Origin of the sequence: Flavobacterium sp. W22_SRS_FK3, from assembly GCF_052113665.1 — a bacterium.
GTDB lineage: Bacteria > Bacteroidota > Bacteroidia > Flavobacteriales > Flavobacteriaceae > Flavobacterium.
The window spans coordinates 195,917-214,272 of record NZ_JBGQOF010000006.1 but is presented as its reverse complement, the minus strand read 5'-3'; the positions used below and the strand labels follow the sequence as shown (position 1 = coordinate 214,272).

The following is an 18,356-nucleotide window of genomic DNA, read 5'->3' as shown; positions in this document are numbered from 1 at the left end:
ACTGATTGATTTGTTTTTTTTATAATCACCTAGAAAATAATCTGTTAAAAACATCCTAAATATTTAAGATGTTTTTTTTGGGGTGTATTTTTTGAAATCTTTTTTTTGTATATTTACCTTATCTAAAATAATGCGATGGCAAAAAATTACTTTTATATTACTTTCTTACTGGCTTTTTTCTTTACTGTTAGCAGCTCCGCTCAGGACAGTAAACAATCGCCGAAAACCCGTGATTCAGTCTCGATAGAAGGTCTTAGCCTATATCCAAATCCTGTTACAAACGGAAAAGTGTACATTACATCTAAAAATGATTTAGAAAAAGAAATTATTATTTTTGATGTTTTGGGAAAAAAAGTACTTCAGGCACATCTCACTACAAGAGAATTAAACATTCCTGATTTAACTCCTGGAGTTTATATCATAAAAATAAGCGAACAAGGCAGTTCGGCGACACGAAAGCTGATTGTTCGATAAAACATAAAATTACATAAAGCTCCAAATTATTGGGGCTTTTTTATTGCTTTTACATCCTACAATTATTTATACCTTTGCACAAAAAAAGTTTTGATTACAGCAAACGATATCTTCACCATTTCGAGTCAGAAACAATTTGAAAAAATAGCACTAAAGGTGTTTCGTTTTCAGCACGAGAATAATAAAGTATATCGTGATTTTTGTGATTTCTTAAAAGTAAATCCACAGCAGGTAAAATCATTAGAACAAATTCCATTTTTGCCAATTCAGTTTTTCAAAAGTCATGAGGTTGTTTCCAATTCAGATCTTCCGCAAGTAACTTTTACCAGTAGCGGGACTACTGGAATGATTACCAGCCGGCACTTGGTTACCGATGTTTCACTTTACGAAGAAAGTTACCGAAATGGATTTTCTCAATTCTATGGCAATATCGAAGATTACGTTGTTTTAGCCCTTTTACCCTCCTATCTCGAGCGCGACGGTTCTTCGTTAATTTATATGGTCGAAGATCTTATAAAGCTATCCAATCAGCCTGAAAGCGGGTTTTATTTACACAATCACGACGATTTAATTAAAAAACTAACTAGTTTAGACGAATCCGGTCAAAATGTGATTTTAATTGGGGTTACTTATGCTTTATTAGATTTAATCCAAAAACATAAATTTCAGCTTCAAAATACCATTATTATGGAAACCGGCGGAATGAAAGGCAAACGCAAAGAAATGATTCGCGAAGAATTACATGAACAGCTCTGCAATGGTTTTGGCGTTTCTTCCATTCATTCTGAATATGGCATGACGGAACTGTTGGCACAAGCCTATTCTCTTGGCGAAGGCGTTTTTGAATGTCCTTCATGGATGCATATTTTAGTCCGTGATCCTGAAGATGCCCTCACTTACGTGAAAGATGGGAAAACCGGTGGAATCAACGTTATAGATCTGGCCAATATTAATTCTTGCTCGTTTATTGCCACACAAGATTTAGGCAAAAAAAATCCCAACAACTCTTTCGAGGTATTGGGACGTTTTGATAATTCTGATATTCGCGGGTGTAATTTGATGGTTTTATAGTTTAACCGTTGTTTAATTGGTTAATCGATTAAACAATTCTTATTACAAAATAATTCTTCTTTCCGCTTTGCAATAACACAAACTGATTGTTAATTAAATCATTTGTTGTCAATACAAAATCTTCTTTGATTTTTTCTCTGTTTACCGAAATAGAATTAGCCGTTAACCCTCTTCTTGCTTCTCCGTTTGATTTAAAGAAACCTGTTTTTTCGTTTAAAACTGAGATGATATCCAATCCGTTTTCAAGATCTGCTTTTACAATTTCGGCTTGTGGAACTCCGTCAAAAACCTCTAAGAAAGTCGCTTCATCCAATTGTTTCAAATCATCTGCAGTAGAATTTCCAAACAAGATATTCGAAGCCTGAATTGCTTTTTCTAATTCTTCTTTACTGTGAACGAAAATGGTTATTTCTTCAGCCAGTTTCTTTTGCAACACTCTTAAGTGCGGAGCTTCTGTATGTTCTTCAATTAAAGCGTCAATTGTTTCTTTATCTAAGAAAGTAAAGATTTTGATATATTTCTCTGCATCAACATCAGTTGCATTTACCCAAAACTGGTAAAATTTGTAAACCGAAGTTTTATCTGCATCCAGCCAAACATTTCCACCTTCAGATTTTCCAAATTTAGATCCGTCTGCTTTTGTAATCAAAGGAGTTGTTAGGGCAAAAGCTTTTGAGTTTTCTCCACCCATTCTGCGCACTAATTCTGTTCCCGTGGTAATATTCCCCCATTGGTCAGAACCTCCCATTTGCAAAAGGCAGTTGTTGTTTTTATATAAATGATAAAAATCGTATCCCTGAATTAATTGGTATGTAAATTCGGTAAAAGACATCCCTTCCCCTTCTCCATTGATTCTCTTTTTAACAGAATCCTTGGCCATCATATAGTTTACCGTAATACGTTTTCCAACTTCACGGGCGAAATCAATAAAAGAGAATTCCTTCATCCAATCATAGTTGTTTACCATAATTGGAGCATTTGGTTCATTTGAATTAAAGTCTAAAAAACGCGACAAAACACTTTTAATTCCCGCAACGTTTTTAGCCAAAGTTTCTTCGTTCAGCAAATTTCTTTCGTCTGATTTTCCAGATGGATCACCAATCATTCCGGTTGCACCACCAACTAAAGCGATAGGCTGATGACCAAAATTCTTTAAATGAACCAATAAAATAATCTGAACCATACTGCCAATATGAAGTGAATCTGCTGTTGGATCAAAACCAATGTATGCCGCCGTTACTTCTTTTAGCAATTGTTCTTCCGTTCCTGGCATACTGTCATGATATAACCCGCGCCACTTTAATTCTTCAACTAGATTCTTCATTTCTTTTAATAATTTGTGCAAATATAAACAATGGCAATGGCAATATCAAAAAGCAATTACAATATCAATCTTAAAAAGCAATGGAATAACAAATTCTAAAAGCAATTGTAAAAGCAAAATTCAATTTTAAAAACCTTTGCAACTTTCATCCTCCGCCTCTTTGCTCCTTTCAGGCAAAAAGGTATCTTTACAAAATGATATTAGTAACAGGAGGGACTGGTTTAGTTGGCGCGCATTTATTACTTCATTTAATTGAAAATGGAGAAAACGTCCGGGCTATTTACCGAAACCAAAACAACATCCAAAAAACAAAATCGATTTTTGAATTATATAAAAAAGGCGATTTATTCGAAAAAATATATTGGCTTGAAGCCGATATTTTAGACGTCCCTTCCCTGGAAATTGCTTTTATTGGAATAGAATATGTTTATCATTGCGCCGCATTAATCTCTTTCGATCCAAAAGATGAAGATGCGCTTCGAAAAACCAATATTGAAGGAACGGCCAATATGGTTAATTTTTCTTTAGCCAAAGGAATAAAAAAATTCTGTTTTGTCAGCTCAATTGCAGCTTTAGGAGATTTGCAGCCACACGAAAATTTTATTACCGAAGAAACCGACTGGAATCCCGAAAAACCACACAGCGATTACGCTATTTCAAAATATGGTGCAGAAATGGAAGTATGGCGAGGGGTTCAGGAAGGCTTAAAGGTGATCATCATAAATCCCGGTGTCATTTTAGCACCCGTTGCAACAAGATTAGTTTTCGAGCACGGAAGCAATGAGCTGTATACAAAAGTAGCCAGCGGACTCTCTTTCTATACACTTGGAAGCACCGGATTTGTTGCTATTAATGATGTAGTAAGAATTGTTTTTGAGTTAATGAAAAGCGATATAAAAAACGAACGTTTTACACTAATTGCAGATAATATTGTTTTCAGGGATATTCTAAATACGATTGCTGATGTTTTAAAAGCAAAAAGACCAAACAAACATGCTACACCAATATTTATGAACTTCCTTTGGATGGCAGATGGTATTTTTTCAACTTTATTCTTTCAAAAAAGAAGCTTGACGAAAGCAACTGCAAAAGCTTCTTATTCTAAAAATCTATATTCTAATGAAAAAATAAAAACCGCTCTGGGAACGGTTTTTATAGACGTGCATCAATACATAAAAGAAGTATCGAAATTATAATCCTTTATGCTGAAGTCGTTTCATTCTTTTTATAGAATCTATATTGACTTTTTTTACGACCTTATTCTTTACAGAATCTTTAGGAGTTTCTTTTAGCTTTTTCTTTTTGGCCTCAGCTGCTTTTTTAGCTTTAGCTGCTTTTTTTTCTTCAGCCTTAACCTTTATTTCTGTACTCTTTTTTTCTTTGTCTAATCTTGCTTGTATTTCATCAAACATCTCTTTGTAGCTGTCATAATCAGCAGCATAATACATATTGCTTTTGGCAAATTGCAAACTGTCAACCTTGTATTTTTTAAAAATAAACTTTGTAGGATTTGATTCAACAGAATCCAACGATAGAGGCTGCTGGTATTTTATGGCCTCCAAAAGAGATAAATCATATATAATATCGATCATTTTTTCTTTCTCAATAAGTTTAGCCGGTTCTTTTACCAACTCTTTTTTACAACTTACAGAAAGAAATAAAACCAATAGTATAAATACAAAATTCTTCATTGCAGTTTATCTGTTAAATAATAATCGTTTTCCGGCACGTATATCTTTCACTTTAAAGTTATTATATACCATTTCGCCATTTACAAAAGTATGGGTAATTCTTGATTTAAAAGTAAAATTTTCAAACGGAGACCAGCCACATTTATACAAAATATTCTCAGGTTTTACGCTCCAGGGTAAACTTGGATTTACAATAACCAAATCAGCATAATACCCTACTTTTATAAAACCTCTTTTTTCGATTTTAAAAATCTTAGCAGGATTATGACACATTTTCTCAACGATTTTTTCTACCGTAATTTTACCCTGATGATGTGCCTCAAACATAGCGACGACAGCATGCTGCACTAAAGGACCACCTGAAGGAGCTTTTAAATAGGATTGGCTTTTTTCTTGTTTTGTATGTGGGGCGTGATCTGTTGCAATAACATCGATACGACCGTCATTGAGAGCTTTCCAAAGTTCTTTTCTGTCGTCAGCCTTTTTTACAGCCGGATTCCATTTGATGAAATTTCCTTTTGTAGTGTAATCCTCATCGGTAAACCAAAGGTGATGTACACAAACCTCAGCCGTGATTTTTTTATCTTCTAATGGGATTTTATTTGTAAATAATTCCATTTCCTTCGCAGTCGAAAGATGAAAAATATGCAAGCGCGCACCGGTTTTTTTAGCCAAAGCCACGGCTTTTGAAGATGAAATGTAACAAGCTTCGGCACTTCTTATCAAGTTATGAGCCGTGACCGGAATATCATCACCATATTTTTCTTTGAATTCTGCTAAATTATTCTGAATTGTAGTCTCATCTTCACAATGAACTGCTATCAACATTTGTGTACTTGAGAATATTTTTTCTAAAGTTGCTTCGTTATCTACCAACATATTTCCGGTTGACGAACCTAGAAAAATTTTGATTCCAGCCACATTTTTAGGATTAGTTTTTAAAACTTCTTCCAGATTATCATTGGTTGCACCCATCATAAACGAATAATTCGCAAATGATTTTTCGGCAGCAATTTGATATTTATCTTCTAAAATTTCCTGTGTCACTGCATTCGGAATCGTATTTGGCTGTTCGATAAAAGAAGTAATCCCCCCTGCTACCGCAGCTCTTGACTCCGATTCAATATCACCTTTATGTGTTAATCCCGGTTCTCTAAAATGTACCTGATCATCAATGGCGCCCGGAATTAAATAACTTCCTTCAGCGTCTATTACTTTACAATCAGATGTTTTTAGGCTGATGCTGTCTGCAACTTCGACAATTAAGTCGTTTTCTATTAAAACATCGCCCTCCAAAATTGATCCTTCGTTTACAATTTTAGCATTTTTGATTAAAATCCTGTTCATCGCCGTTCGTTTATAATGTCTTGAATAATTTTTTTAACCGAAGAGAAATAACTCCAAATATCGCTTCTTTAATAATTGCATTGCTCATTTTTGAAACTCCTCTGGTCCGATCAGTAAAAATAATCGGAACTTCTGTTATTTCAAATTTAGCACAATATGTTCTATATTTCATTTCGATTTGAAAAGCATATCCAACAAATTTAATTTTATTCAGATTTATCTTTTCTAAAACTTCTCTTTTATAACACACAAAACCTGCTGTAGCATCGTGAATTTTCATTCCGGTAATAAACTTTACATAAACCGAAGCAAAATAAGACATTAATACCCGGCTTAAAGGCCAGTTTACGACATTTACACCTGTAACATAACGAGATCCCACAGCTAAAGCTGCGCCTCCAAAATGGCAGGCATCGTATAATTTTTCAAGATCATTCGGGTTGTGTGAAAAATCAGCATCCATTTCAAAAATGAAATCATATTTGCGTTCCAAAGCCCATCTAAAACCATGAACATAAGCTGTACCAAGACCAGATTTTTTAGCTCTTTTTTCAAGAAACAATCTTTCCGGAAATTCGTCCTGAAGCATAAACACCTTATCAGCAGTATGATCCGGTGAATTATCATCGATAATTAAAAGGTGAAAGGATTTATGTTGCGAAAGCACTGCACGTACTATGCTTTCAATATTTTCGATCTCGTTGTAAGTGGGAATTATGACAATACAATCATTCATTATTTCTGCGTAATTTCACCGCAAAAGTAAACTTTTTATAGCATTTGATTCATAATAAATCTATAATAAAAGTATTGAGACAAAAAATTACTAATTTTGTATCGTTATGATCGAACAGCTCCATCCCAGAATTATAGAAAACAAAGATTGGGCAACACTTTTATTTGTGTTGGCTTTTGCCTTAGTTGCCATTACCAAATCATCTTACGAAAATAGGTTTAGTGAATTTACAAAACTTATTTTCTCAGATAAATACGTTAAAATTTACCGTGACGTTTCTCATCTGAAAAGCAGTTTTACTGTAGCGCTGTTTTTTGTTCAAATTGTATCGTATGCGTTTTTCATTCAGCTGACTATGCATATCTTTGAATACCCAATAAAGGCAGAAAAAACCGACTGGATGCTTTTTACTCAAATTGTTACTATTTTGACATACTTTATATTGGCGAAGTACTTAATCGAAAAAATCATAGGAACTTCATTCAATATTAATGAGTTTGTTGATCTATTTAACTTACAAAAAGCAACTTACAGAACCTACATTGGTCTTTTACTCCTTCCTATTAATGCCGTTTTATTCTATCATGACAATGTTCCTAAAAGCATACCGCTAGCAATAATAGGCGTTTCAGCGTGTATAAGTATGTTTTCTTACTTTATTTCAATTAAAACTTATCAAAATACAATAATCAACAAATTATTTTATTTTATTTTATATCTTTGCGCTCTTGAAATAGCCCCTTATTATTTCCTGTATTATTGGATTACAAGAGAGGTGGCTTAGTAAATGTTTATAATATGAAAGTGAAAACAATTTTGGTGTCACAGCCTGAACCTAAAGTGGAGAATTCTCCTTACTTTGAGCTCCAACAAAAACACAAAATAAAAATTGATTTCAGACCTTTTATTCATGTGGAAGGGGTTAATGCAAAAGAGATCCGATTACAAAAAATTGATCTTAATAATTATAGTGCTATTATCCTGACAAGCCGAAATGCTGTTGATCATTTTTTTAGAGTAGCTGATGAAATGCGCTATAAAGTTCCAGAAGGATTAAAATACTTTTGTCAATCTGAAGCGGTTGCATTCTATCTGCAAAAATATGTAGTGTACAGAAAACGTAAAATTTACGTAGGAGCTAAAGATTTTGCAGATTTATCTCCACTTATCAAAAAATACAAAGACGAAAAATTCCTGCTTCCGGCATCAGACCAATTAAATGCTGACGCACCTGTTACTTTAAACGGCTTAAAAGTAGAATGGACACAAGCTGTTTTTTACAAAACAGTAATGAGTGACCTGTCAGATTTAGCAGATGTATATTATGATGTTTTAGCATTTTTCAGTCCAACCGGAATTAAATCATTGTTTAAAAACTTCCCTGATTTTAAACAAAATGATACCCGAATTGCCGTTTTTGGAAGCACAACTCAAAAAGAAGCTCTGGATTACGGATTAAGAATTGATATTCTTGCCCCAACTCCTGAGACTCCTTCAATGACAATGGCTTTAGAAAAATACATTATAGAAGCAAACAAAGGAAAATAATTCCTAAAAAATAATCAAATCTTAAAATTCCAAATTCCAATTTTCTGTTGGAATTTGGAATTTTTATTTTTCGATAAAATTTCGATAAAAACTAAGCTTTCATAGCCATCAGTTCAAATGCCGGAGCAAAATTTATTACCCAAAGATCAAAATACTATTTTAACACCTGATTTCTTCTTTATATTTCGAATTTTTATTTTCAAACATTTTAACTACATTTGATTGCTATCCTAAACCAAATCTACAGGATTAGTTTAAAATATTAAGCTATGAAAATTAACTCGCTATTAATCGAAATTGACGGTATTGACAAGGAAATCCTTCGCTATCTAATGGATGATGCCCGAAAACCCATTTTACAAATTGCAAATAAAATTGGTATTTCCGGAGCAGCCATTCATCAGCGATTGAAAAAACTGGAGCAATCCGGTGTAATTTCAGGATCAAAATTCACTGTAAACCCTAAAGTTTTAGGCTATAACACCATGGCGTTTATTGGCGTTTATCTGGACAAAGCCTCACGAAACTCTGAAGCGGTTAAAGATTTAAAAAAGATTCCAGAAGTTTTAGAATGCCATTATACTACCGGAAACTGGTCGGTTTTGATTAAGATTATCTGTCGTGACAATGAACATTTAATGCAGCTTTTAAACACTAAAATTCAGGCTATTGAAGGTGTTTCAAGAACTGAAACATTTATTTCGCTGGATCAGCAGATTGACAGGCAGATTCAGTTGTAAATTAAACAATGTGTCAATATGACAATTAGATGATTTTTTAATAGACCTGATTACAAACATTAGACCTGAACTCAAAACAATACTTTTTTTCACATTATACTTTTATAACGCCTTTATACTTTAGAAAACAAGTCCGAGTGGCCTATTTACGCCTGGCTTAGGATTTCTTCTATTTTTACTTTCAATTCCTGTAAGTATAATTTATACTCTGATACTTTTTTTAAAATACCATAAATTCAAAAATAGGTAATACTTAAACAGTATTTACATTCTATCCGGATTATGGGCTGTACTTTTTATTATTTTAAATTTCAACAATTAAAATAAAAAAACTCGACAAATTAAATCTGCCGAGTCTTAATAAATTATCTAATTGACTTACTTTCTAATTAACTACTTAAATCAATCTCTCCTATTATTACTTCCTGCGTAAATCGAGATATAATACAACAATGTCGCAATTGATCCAAGTGCCGCAACAAGATACGTTCTAGCCGCCCATTTTAAGGCGTCCTTCGCTCCTGCCTGTTCCTGTTGTGTAAGCATGTGCTTATTTTCTAACCAGGCCAACGCTCTGTTACTTGCATCATATTCTACAGGCAAAGTTACAATCGAAAATAACGTAGTTATTGCAAAAAGCACTATTCCGACTAATAGTAACTGAGGAAATATTTGAATCATCAGGATTCCGGCCAGCAAAATCCATTGCATATAATTTGACGCTACGTTTACAATTGGAACTAATGTAGAACGCATCGCCAACCATTGATATCCTACAGAATGTTGAACAGCATGTCCACACTCGTGCGCTGCAACTGCCGCTGCGGCAGCATTTCGATGATTGTAAACTGCTTCACTTAAATTAACAGTTTTGTCTGCAGGGTTATAGTGGTCCGTCAATTGCCCCGGTGTCGAAATAACACGAACATTTGTGATTCCATTGTCTGCCAGCATTTTTTCTGCAATTTCTCGTCCGCTCATACCATTTTGCAATTGCAACTTAGAGTATAATTCAAACTTGTTCTTTAATTTTGAACTTACCAGCCAGCTAAATAACATGATAAGCCCTGCGAGAATAAAATATCCACCTCCCATATTTATATTTTTTAGATTATGTTTTGTCTTTGTAAACTCACAACAATTTACGAACCATTTTTGTGAAATGCCAAAATGACACATAACTTTAGACTTTAATTATGATTTTTTTGCAAAAAATCCTAAAACACAAACTTGTCATTCAGCAGGAATCTATGTGTGAATTTAATTGAACCGTGAGATTACTACGGAATAACAAAACATACTAAAACAAAAAATTCCAAACTCCAATCGTAAAATTGGATTTTGGAATTTATGATATTTGGATTTTTTATTTATCCTACAAGGTTTATGATCTTCCCAGGGACAATAATCACTTTGTTTGGTGTTTTGCCATCCAATTGTTTCAACGTTCTTTCGTCTTTCATGATGATTTCTTCGATTTGTTCTTTGGTTAAATCCAAAGGCAATTCGATGGTGAAACGCATCTTTCCGTTGAAAGAAACTGGATATTCCTTATTCGTTTCTACTAAATATTTAGCCTCAAAAACTGGGAACGGCACTTCTGAAATTGAAGTTGCATGTCCTAATTGCGACCATAATTCTTCTGCAATATGCGGTGCATAAGGCGAAACCAAAATCGCTAATGGTTCTAAGATTGCTCTTGAATGACAACCTTGAGAAGACAATTCATTCACGCAAATCATAAATTGAGAAACCGAGGTGTTAAAAGAAAAACTCTCAATGTCTTCTGCTACTTTTTTGATGGTTTTGTGTAATGATTTTAAGTTGTCTTTTGTTGGTTCTTCATTGTTTACAATTAAACCGTTATCATCAAAATACAATCTCCATAACTTTTTAAGAAAACCAAAAACTCCCGAAATTCCAGCCGTATTCCAAGGTTTTGCCTGCTCTAGCGGACCTAAAAACATTTCGTACAAACGTAATGTATCTGCTCCATATTCTTCACAAATATCATCTGGTGTTACAACATTGTATTTTGATTTCGACATTTTTTCGACTTCACGGCCTACTATAAATTTTCCATTATCATCTATAAATTTAGCATCAGCATAATCTTCTCTCCATGCTTTGAATTTTTCAATATCTAATTCATCTGAAGAATTAACAAAACTAACATCAACGTGAATTGGAAAAGCTGTATTAGAACCGCCATATCCCGCTTGAATAATTGTTTCAAGATTAATATCATCCAATACAGATTCATCCTTAGATGATATCTCATTCAAAACTTTAGAGCCTCTAACAAATCTTGGATCAATAAAAGGTTTATCTTTAGGAGACAATATTTTGTTGAAAGAATAAAACTCATTACTATCATTTCTTCTATAAACAAAAGCACTAGTTCCCAAAATCATTCCCTGATTAATCAGTTTTTTGAATGGTTCTTCAGTTGGAGCAAAACCTTTGTCTTTTAAGAATTTATTCCAGAAACGAGAATACAACAAGTGTCCGGTTGCGTGTTCGCTTCCACCAATGTATAAATCTACACTTTCCCAGTAAGCCAAAGCTTCTTTAGATGCAAATTCATTTTCATTGTGCGCATCCATATAACGCATCCAGTACCATGAACTTCCCGCCCAACCTGGCATCGTGTTTAATTCTAAAGGAAAAATCGAAACATTGTCAACTAAATCAGTATTAACAACTTTGTTTTTTTTGGTGTCCCAAGCCCAAACCGCTGCATTTCCTAATGGAGGCAAACCGTCTTCTGTTGGTAAATATTTCTCTACTTCTGGCAAAATGATTGGCAAATGTTCTGCACTGATCATTTTTGGCAATCCGTTTACATAATAAACCGGGAAAGGTTCTCCCCAATAACGCTGCCGAGAGAAAACAGCATCACGCAAACGGTAATTTGTTTTTCCTGTTCCTTGCTCTATTTTTTCTAACTCAGCAATTACTTTTTGAGTTCCTGTTTTATAATTTAATCCGTTTAAAAAATCAGAGTCTACTAATTGAAAACCTTCTTTGGCTCCAAAAGCAGCTTCTGAAATATCCTTGTCAAAAATATTTTTGATTTCCGGCATTCCGTTTTGTCCTTTAAAGAAATTAGCAAAAGCATAATCTCTTTCGTCACCACAAGGAACCGCCATTACAGCACCTGTTCCGTAACCTGCCAAAACATAATCCCCAATCCAAACCGGTATGGATTCTTTGGTAAAAGGATGCTCTGCATACGCTCCGGTAAACACTCCAGAAATCGTTTTTACATCAGCCATACGCTCACGTTCAGAACGTTTTGCTGTTTTTTCGATATAAGTCTCAACCGCTGTTTTTTGTTCCGGAGTTGTGATTTTAGCTACCAACTCATGTTCTGGTGCCAAAGTCATAAAAGTTACTCCGAAGATGGTATCGGGACGGGTGGTAAATACTGAAATGGTTTCTGGTTGTTGGTTGTTGGTTGTTGGAACTACATTGAAAGTTACCATTGCCCCTACAGATTTTCCAATCCAGTTTCTTTGAGATTCTTTTATAGACTCACTCCAGTCGATATCATTTAGACCTTGAAGCAAGCGTTCGGCATAAGCAGAAATTCGCATACTCCATTGTGTCATTTTTTTTCTGATGACAGGATAACCTCCACGCTCTGAAACGCCGTTTACGATTTCGTCATTTGCCAAAACTGTTCCTAAACCAGGACACCAGTTTACTTCGGTTTCAGCCAAATAGGTCAACCTGTACTGCAAAAGGATTTTTTCTTGTTCGTCTTTTGAAAACGCATTCCATTCGCTTGACGAAAAAGAAACAATAACATCATCGCAAACGGCATTTACATTGGCATTTCCTTCTTTTTCGAAGATGGAAATTAAAGTTGAAATATCTTCTGCTTTATCTGCATTTTTATTGTACCAGGAATTAAATAACTGAATAAAAATCCATTGGGTATGTTTGTAATAATCCGGATTTGAGGTACGTACTTCACGACTCCAATCAAAAGAAAAACCAATTTTGTCTAATTGTTTGCGGTAGCCCGCAATTTGTTTTCCTTCTTTATCAACTCCACCATCAATATTTACGCGTGTTGTATCTTCGGGACGCTGACCTGTCTGGATTGCATATTGTTCTGCTGGCAAACCAAAACTGTCGTAACCCATTGGGTGCAACACATTGAATCCCTGATGTCTTTTGAAACGAGAATACACATCTGAAGCAATATAACCCAACGGATGCCCCACATGTAATCCCGCTCCGGATGGATACGGAAACATATCTAACACATAATGCTTCGGTTTTTCAGAATTGTTTGACGCAGCAAAAGTTTGATTTTTAGCCCAATATTTTTGCCATTTTTCTTCGATTTCATTTGGATTGTATTTCATTCCCTGTTTTAATTTTTATTTTAATGGAGTCTGCTTTCGCTTACTCATGTTATCTTATTGTGCTACTGAGCAACTAAGTTCTAACTTTTTAGTGCGCAAATTTACATTTATTACACATTGTACCAAAGCTATTTCACTGACAAACAAATAAAATAATAAAATAGGTATTTTTAATTGTGTAAAAAAACCTGTCATTAGTTTGGGGAATTAAATAATTTAACCACAAAGTGCGACAGTATTTTTATATTATTCACCATATAGAATACAAAGTTCGTAAACTCAGTAAACACAAGCTTTCCTAACTTGGTGTTTTTATAAAACTGTTTATTCAGAAAAACTTGAGGAACTTGCGCTCAAATCAACTTTCAAGGTTTTTTATCCTTGATTTATGAATGCTGAATCGTATATTTATGGTACGAAAGTTAAAACTTTGATCGTTATTAACTTTAAATAAACAAATTCTTTATTATTTTTACCACATAATTTAAGTAAACTATGAGTTCTAAATTTGATAGATTTCAAAAACGCAGGTTAATTTCCTCTTATTTTTCGGTTGTATTAAGTGTATTTCTGGTGTTATTCCTTTTGGGAGTACTAGGATTATTCATCATCAATTCTAAAAAACTGGCCAATGATTTTAAAGAAAAAATCGCCATGACGGTATTCTTTAAAAACGAAGCCAATGATAGTGTTATAAAAGCATTTAATACCGAATTGAAAAGGGTTCCTTATGCAAGATCTTATGCGTATGTTACGAAAGAAAAAGCAGCAAAAGAACATACTGATATTATTGGAGAAGATTTCTTAACGTTTTTAGGAGAAAACCCATTATTGAATTCGTACGACATCCACTTAAAAGCAGACTATGTTGAGAGAGACAGTATCCTTAAGATTGAAAGTAAGTTGCGTCAAAACACGATGATTGAAGATATTGTTTATGACAAACAATTAGTAAACTTAGTAAATGACAATATTAAAAAAGTCAGTATGTGGATTTTGATTATCAGTGGTTTCCTTGCTATAATTGCTGTATTATTAATCAATAGTTCTTTACGCTTATCCATTCATTCTAACAGATTCATCATAAAAACCATGCAAATGGTAGGCGCTACAAAAGCATTTATTCGTAAACCATTTGTAGTGCGTAGTGTGAAACTTGGAATGTTAGGTGCAGGTTTAGCTATTATCGCTTTGATTGCGCTTTTACTGTATGTAGAAAACAACTTCCCGGGATTAGGAATTTTAGAAGACAAAGTCTTAATCGGATTGGTTTTATTAGCTGTTTTCGGTTTAGGGGTTTTAATTACCTGGGTAAGTACACACTTTGCTACACAACGTTTCCTGAATTTAAGAACAGACGATCTTTATTAATTTTAGATTTTTAAATAAAAGCCCTATAACTCCGTTCAGGGTAACAAACTATACAGATGAAAAACAATATTAAAGAAGAAGCGAAATCACAACAACATCATCAGGAATTCCTTTTTGACAACATCAACTACAAAATTTTATTGATTGGAATTGGCGTTATCGTATTAGGCTTTATCTTAATGTCTGGTGGAGGAAGTGACAATCCGAATGTTTTTAACGAAGAAGTTTTTAGCTTTAGACGTATTCGATTGGCTCCAACTACTGTTTTGATTGGTTTTGGAATCACGATTTATTCTATCTTCAAAAAATCTAAATAGCCTTCTTTTAGACTTTCTTAGACTCCTTAGATTATTAGAGTAATCTTTAAAAATCTAAATCTAAAATGGTCTAAAAAGCTAAAAATCTAATTTTAATGAATACATTACAAGCTATTATTCTTGCTATTATTGAAGGAATCACAGAATTTCTGCCTGTTTCTTCAACTGGTCATATGATTATTGCCTCTTCTTTTTTTGGAATTGCACAAGAAGATTTCACCAAACTTTTTACGATAGTTATTCAGCTTGGCGCTATACTTTCGGTTGTAGTTTTATATTTCAAACGCTTTTTTCAAACACTTGATTTTTATTTTAAACTTTTGGTTGCCTTTATTCCGGCCGTAGTTTTAGGTTTACTTTTGAGTGATTTTATAGATGGATTATTAGAAAATCCCGTTACAGTTGCGGTTTCACTTTTAATTGGAGGATTGATTTTATTGAAAGTTGACGAATGGTTCAACAATCCCAATGCGGCAGAAACTTCACAGGAAATCACTTATTTACAGGCTTTAAAAATTGGATTATTTCAGTGTATCGCAATGATTCCGGGAGTTTCAAGAAGTGGAGCCAGTATTGTGGGTGGTATGTCACAAAAACTATCGAGAACTACTGCGGCAGAATTTTCATTTTTTCTTGCGGTTCCAACCATGTTTGGTGCCACGGTAAAAAAATGCTACGATTATTATAAAGATGGTTTTGTATTATCACACGATCAGATCAATTTGTTGATTATAGGTAATGTTGTTGCCTTTATTGTAGCACTTTTAGCAATTAAAACTTTTATTGGTTTTTTGACAAAAAATGGCTTTAAAGTTTTTGGCTACTACCGAATTATAGCTGGAATCGTTTTATTACTGATTCACTTTTTCATTCATCCTCTTACCATTATATAATGACACCTGAAGAATATTTAGACGGACAAATTTTATTGATTGATAAACCTTTAAAATGGAGTTCGTTTCAAGCTGTCAATAAATTAAAATATCTTTTAATTAATAAAGTCGGGCTCCCAAAAAAATTTAAAATTGGACATGCCGGAACCCTGGATCCTTTAGCATCCGGATTACTATTGATTTGTACCGGAAAATTCACCAAAATAATTTCTGAACTACAAGGGCAGGCAAAAGAATATACGGGAACTTTTTATATTGGAGCCACTACTCCATCGTATGATCTGGAAACCGAAATCGACGAAACTTTTCAAACAGAACATATTGATGAAGCTTTGATTCATGAAACCGTAAAACAGTTTTTAGGCGAAATCGATCAAAAACCACCCATTTTTTCTGCTATTAAAAAAGACGGCGTTCGGTTGTATGAACATGCACGTGCAGGAGAAACTGTAGAAATTGCCAGTAGAAAAACAACCATTCACGAATTTGAAATTACAAGAATTGCACTTCCTGAAATTGACTTTAGAGTAATTTGCAGCAAAGGAACTTATATTCGTTCGTTAGCTTTTGATTTTGGAAAAGCAATGAACTCAGGTTCTCATTTAACTGTTTTACGCCGAACTAAAATTGGAGATTACGATGTAAAAGACGCCATTGACATTAATTTCTTTGAGGAAAGTCTTCAATAAATAATTAACACATTTATCTTTTTAAAGAAATCAGGATTTATGAAATATTATTCACTTGTTGTCCTTTGGTTTCTTTTAGCAAATACAAGTATTCAGGCTCAGGAAAGAAAATTCACCTATATACAATTTGGCGCCACAATTTCAATAACGGGAAATCCTTATAGAAACAAACCCGATAATTATGAAGGAGAAAAAAAAGCTTTTTTTATACCTAATGCCATAGGCTCTAAATTAGGCTATGGAGTACATTATAAACAATGGTTAACTTTAGGAATTCATAGTGGATTAGATTGGAAATGGGACGACAAACTCGTTGCTGTTCCTGTTTATTTGAATTTTGGTTTAAGTCCAAAAATTTCTGAAAGCGGAAGAATTACGCTTCAGTTAGGGTACGGGAAAGGCTTTGCATTGGGACGGGGAAATTTGAGTGGTGAATATAAAAAAATCAGATTAGGAATAACAGGAAATGATCATACTATTTTTGTTGAAGTTTCTGATTATGCTTTTCAATTATATGACCAAGGAAGCATTGGAAGTATTAGCTTAGGCATTTCATTAATTCGTTTTTAACTAAAAAAATGAAATTCGTTTTTTATAATATAATGAAATTTGAAATGGTTTTTGGCTTAGTTAAATAAAAAAGCACATTATAAATTAAATCATAATGTGCCAGCTCCTAATAAAAGTAGTGCTATTTCATACTTGTTTTGGATTAATAATGAGGTACATTCTTTCCTCCAAACAAAAATCTAGAAACAAAATCGTAAAACTTTTCGAATAACTTTTTCATAATAGTGCACTTTAATTGTTAAACAATAAACAAACACCAAGAATAGTAAGTTAATAAATAGCAGAAGGGCTTAGTCTTAACTAAGTTACGAAATATCAAATTAACAGCAATTGTTTTTAGCATATTTTTAATAAATAAGTTTTTTTATTATCAATGTTCTAACACTATAAAACTCAAATTAAAAACTACAATGGGTTATACTTTATATTTTCCATAATCCCAACCAATTCTTCCTGAACCGAAATTCCTTTGTCTGCCAAATACCATAACTGCAAATCGGTTTTTATTTTTTCATCAATAACACCAAAATCTCTTTTATAATTAGATATCAACTCAACTGCTCCTCTTGGCCTGGGTCCCCAATCAGCACGCACAATTCCCGCTTCTTTACAAATTACAATTAATTTTGGTATTGCCCTGCCGCCATTTGTTAGATATTGACTCATTAATTCATCATTTTTATCTCTTAAAACAATCCTGAGATCAATTATTTTATCTGATGCCAAAGCCATTTTGTTCAATATTGGAAGTATTTGCGCAGCGTCGCCACACCATCCTTCAGAGATTACTAACCAGATATAATGATTGTCTAAACTTTGTAGTTTTGAAATCGCATCTTCAGAAATTTTGATCGTTTTTTCCAGACGATTCATTCGGGCTTCATTCAAACTGGTATAATGTGTCAGACTTTCAGTTTGCTCATTACCGGTTGCTTTCCCTTCTGATAATAAGTCGGTAACTAATTTTCGATATTCTGTATAAGAATAACTATTGAATAATGCTTTGGCTACAATACTTTTCATATTTATTTCGTTTTGATACCATAAAAATACATTTTTTAAAAAGATCGCTGAATGACTTTTATCACATTCAAAAATAAAACTCAAAAATCAGCAGCAATTTAATTAGAAAAGAACAATTAATTTTTTAAAACACTATTTTAAAAAAACAGAATATGTCTATATTTGCACAAACAAAAGCAACAC

Annotated in this window: 18 protein-coding genes; 11 read left to right on the top strand and 7 right to left on the bottom strand. The window is 33.5% G+C overall.

The features are described from left to right. Positions 1-135: 135 nt before the first annotated feature. Together ACEN2I_RS08175 and ACEN2I_RS08170 are read left to right on the top strand one after the other, a co-directional pair. Complete coding sequence (locus ACEN2I_RS08175; protein WP_441765605.1) at positions 136-474, top strand: T9SS type A sorting domain-containing protein; 339 nt, start codon at positions 136-138, stop codon at positions 472-474. A gap of 90 nt (positions 475-564) precedes the next feature. Next, on the top strand, positions 565-1,545 hold the full coding sequence (locus tag ACEN2I_RS08170) for a LuxE/PaaK family acyltransferase (RefSeq protein ID WP_441765604.1): 981 nt from the start codon (positions 565-567) through the stop codon (positions 1,543-1,545). Positions 1,546-1,573: 28 nt separating this feature from the next. Here ACEN2I_RS08170 and tyrS read toward each other — a convergent pair whose 3' ends face one another. Then, entirely contained in the window at positions 1,574-2,869 is a 1,296-nt protein-coding gene (tyrS, locus tag ACEN2I_RS08165; RefSeq protein ID WP_441765603.1) for a tyrosine--tRNA ligase, read from the bottom strand. A 194-nt stretch (positions 2,870-3,063) separates the two neighbouring features. Here tyrS and ACEN2I_RS08160 point away from each other — a divergent pair, with 194 nt between their 5' ends. Next, positions 3,064-4,065, top strand: coding sequence for an NAD-dependent epimerase/dehydratase family protein (locus ACEN2I_RS08160; RefSeq protein WP_441765602.1), 1,002 nt, complete (start codon positions 3,064-3,066; stop codon positions 4,063-4,065). Here ACEN2I_RS08160 and ACEN2I_RS08155 read toward each other — a convergent pair. From ACEN2I_RS08155 to ACEN2I_RS08145, 3 genes are read right to left on the bottom strand one after another with little or no spacing between them, the layout of a single operon-like run. Continuing rightward, positions 4,060-4,560 (bottom strand): DUF4296 domain-containing protein, encoded by a 501-nt coding sequence (locus ACEN2I_RS08155; protein WP_441765601.1) that lies wholly within the window; start codon positions 4,558-4,560, stop codon positions 4,060-4,062. The genes ACEN2I_RS08160 and ACEN2I_RS08155 overlap by 6 nt on opposite strands. Positions 4,561-4,566: 6 nt before the next feature. Further along, positions 4,567-5,907, bottom strand: coding sequence for a dihydroorotase (locus tag ACEN2I_RS08150; protein ID WP_441765600.1), 1,341 nt, complete (start codon positions 5,905-5,907; stop codon positions 4,567-4,569). Positions 5,908-5,917: 10 nt separating this feature from the next. Then, positions 5,918-6,643, bottom strand: coding sequence for a polyprenol monophosphomannose synthase (locus tag ACEN2I_RS08145; RefSeq protein ID WP_441765599.1), 726 nt, complete (start codon positions 6,641-6,643; stop codon positions 5,918-5,920). Between the two features lie 106 nt (positions 6,644-6,749). On the opposite strand from ACEN2I_RS08145, the gene ACEN2I_RS08140 reads away from it, so the two are divergent. The 3 genes from ACEN2I_RS08140 to ACEN2I_RS08130 all read left to right on the top strand — a co-directional run bounded on the left by ACEN2I_RS08140 (position 6,750) and on the right by ACEN2I_RS08130 (position 8,931). Next, entirely contained in the window at positions 6,750-7,427 is a 678-nt protein-coding gene (locus tag ACEN2I_RS08140) for a DUF4271 domain-containing protein (RefSeq protein ID WP_441765598.1), read from the top strand. Positions 7,428-7,441: 14 nt separating this feature from the next. Then, a complete protein-coding gene (locus ACEN2I_RS08135; RefSeq protein ID WP_441765597.1) occupies positions 7,442-8,191 on the top strand; it encodes a uroporphyrinogen-III synthase in 750 nt (249 codons plus the stop codon). A 269-nt stretch (positions 8,192-8,460) separates the two neighbouring features. Next, positions 8,461-8,931: an Lrp/AsnC family transcriptional regulator gene (locus tag ACEN2I_RS08130; protein WP_007811264.1), complete on the top strand. Its 471-nt coding sequence runs from the start codon at positions 8,461-8,463 to the stop codon at positions 8,929-8,931. Positions 8,932-9,333: 402 nt separating this feature from the next. Here the strand turns inward: ACEN2I_RS08130 and ACEN2I_RS08125 are convergent, their stop codons facing one another. Together ACEN2I_RS08125 and ACEN2I_RS08120 are read right to left on the bottom strand one after the other, a co-directional pair. Then, positions 9,334-10,026 carry a zinc metallopeptidase gene (locus tag ACEN2I_RS08125; RefSeq protein ID WP_441765596.1) on the bottom strand — a complete coding sequence of 231 codons (693 nt, stop codon included), beginning with the start codon at positions 10,024-10,026 and terminating at the stop codon, positions 9,334-9,336. Positions 10,027-10,301: 275 nt separating this feature from the next. Next, positions 10,302-13,310 (bottom strand): leucine--tRNA ligase, encoded by a 3,009-nt coding sequence (locus tag ACEN2I_RS08120; protein ID WP_441765595.1) that lies wholly within the window; start codon positions 13,308-13,310, stop codon positions 10,302-10,304. A gap of 495 nt (positions 13,311-13,805) precedes the next feature. Between ACEN2I_RS08120 and ACEN2I_RS08115 the strand changes: the two genes are divergently transcribed. The 5 genes from ACEN2I_RS08115 (at position 13,806) to ACEN2I_RS08095 (ending at position 17,150) form a co-directional block, all read left to right on the top strand. After that, the gene (locus ACEN2I_RS08115; RefSeq protein WP_441765594.1) at positions 13,806-14,681 is read left to right on the top strand and encodes a cell division protein FtsX; all 876 of its coding nucleotides are present in this window, start codon (positions 13,806-13,808) and stop codon (positions 14,679-14,681) included. A gap of 56 nt (positions 14,682-14,737) precedes the next feature. Continuing rightward, positions 14,738-14,998: a DUF3098 domain-containing protein gene (locus ACEN2I_RS08110; protein ID WP_441765593.1), complete on the top strand. Its 261-nt coding sequence runs from the start codon at positions 14,738-14,740 to the stop codon at positions 14,996-14,998. Positions 14,999-15,093: 95 nt separating this feature from the next. Continuing rightward, a complete protein-coding gene (locus ACEN2I_RS08105; RefSeq protein WP_441765592.1) occupies positions 15,094-15,891 on the top strand; it encodes an undecaprenyl-diphosphate phosphatase in 798 nt (265 codons plus the stop codon). Then, complete coding sequence (gene truB / locus ACEN2I_RS08100) at positions 15,891-16,580, top strand: tRNA pseudouridine(55) synthase TruB (protein ID WP_441765591.1); 690 nt, start codon at positions 15,891-15,893, stop codon at positions 16,578-16,580. The genes ACEN2I_RS08105 and truB overlap by 1 nt, the downstream gene beginning before the upstream one ends. A 39-nt stretch (positions 16,581-16,619) precedes the next feature. Next, positions 16,620-17,150, top strand: coding sequence for a hypothetical protein (locus ACEN2I_RS08095; RefSeq protein ID WP_441765590.1), 531 nt, complete (start codon positions 16,620-16,622; stop codon positions 17,148-17,150). Positions 17,151-17,555: 405 nt separating this feature from the next. Here the strand turns inward: ACEN2I_RS08095 and ACEN2I_RS08090 are convergent, their stop codons facing one another. After that, complete coding sequence (locus ACEN2I_RS08090) at positions 17,556-18,173, bottom strand: thioredoxin family protein (protein ID WP_441765589.1); 618 nt, start codon at positions 18,171-18,173, stop codon at positions 17,556-17,558. Positions 18,174-18,356 lie beyond the last annotated feature (183 nt).

Coding starts and splice junctions, on each gene's coding strand:
- ACEN2I_RS08175 (WP_441765605.1), top strand. CDS start 136: ATGGCAAAAAATTACTTTTATATTACTTTCTTACTGGCTTTTTTCTTT.
- tyrS (WP_441765603.1), bottom strand. CDS start 2,869: ATGAAGAATCTAGTTGAAGAATTAAAGTGGCGCGGGTTATATCATGAC.
- ACEN2I_RS08160 (WP_441765602.1), top strand. CDS start 3,064: ATGATATTAGTAACAGGAGGGACTGGTTTAGTTGGCGCGCATTTATTA.
- ACEN2I_RS08155 (WP_441765601.1), bottom strand. CDS start 4,560: ATGAAGAATTTTGTATTTATACTATTGGTTTTATTTCTTTCTGTAAGT.
- ACEN2I_RS08150 (WP_441765600.1), bottom strand. CDS start 5,907: ATGAACAGGATTTTAATCAAAAATGCTAAAATTGTAAACGAAGGATCA.
- ACEN2I_RS08145 (WP_441765599.1), bottom strand. CDS start 6,643: ATGAATGATTGTATTGTCATAATTCCCACTTACAACGAGATCGAAAAT.
- ACEN2I_RS08140 (WP_441765598.1), top strand. CDS start 6,750: ATGATCGAACAGCTCCATCCCAGAATTATAGAAAACAAAGATTGGGCA.
- ACEN2I_RS08135 (WP_441765597.1), top strand. CDS start 7,442: ATGAAAGTGAAAACAATTTTGGTGTCACAGCCTGAACCTAAAGTGGAG.
- ACEN2I_RS08130 (WP_007811264.1), top strand. CDS start 8,461: ATGAAAATTAACTCGCTATTAATCGAAATTGACGGTATTGACAAGGAA.
- ACEN2I_RS08125 (WP_441765596.1), bottom strand. CDS start 10,026: ATGGGAGGTGGATATTTTATTCTCGCAGGGCTTATCATGTTATTTAGC.
- ACEN2I_RS08120 (WP_441765595.1), bottom strand. CDS start 13,310: ATGAAATACAATCCAAATGAAATCGAAGAAAAATGGCAAAAATATTGG.
- ACEN2I_RS08115 (WP_441765594.1), top strand. CDS start 13,806: ATGAGTTCTAAATTTGATAGATTTCAAAAACGCAGGTTAATTTCCTCT.
- ACEN2I_RS08110 (WP_441765593.1), top strand. CDS start 14,738: ATGAAAAACAATATTAAAGAAGAAGCGAAATCACAACAACATCATCAG.
- ACEN2I_RS08105 (WP_441765592.1), top strand. CDS start 15,094: ATGAATACATTACAAGCTATTATTCTTGCTATTATTGAAGGAATCACA.
- truB (WP_441765591.1), top strand. CDS start 15,891: ATGACACCTGAAGAATATTTAGACGGACAAATTTTATTGATTGATAAA.
- ACEN2I_RS08095 (WP_441765590.1), top strand. CDS start 16,620: ATGAAATATTATTCACTTGTTGTCCTTTGGTTTCTTTTAGCAAATACA.
- ACEN2I_RS08090 (WP_441765589.1), bottom strand. CDS start 18,173: ATGAAAAGTATTGTAGCCAAAGCATTATTCAATAGTTATTCTTATACA.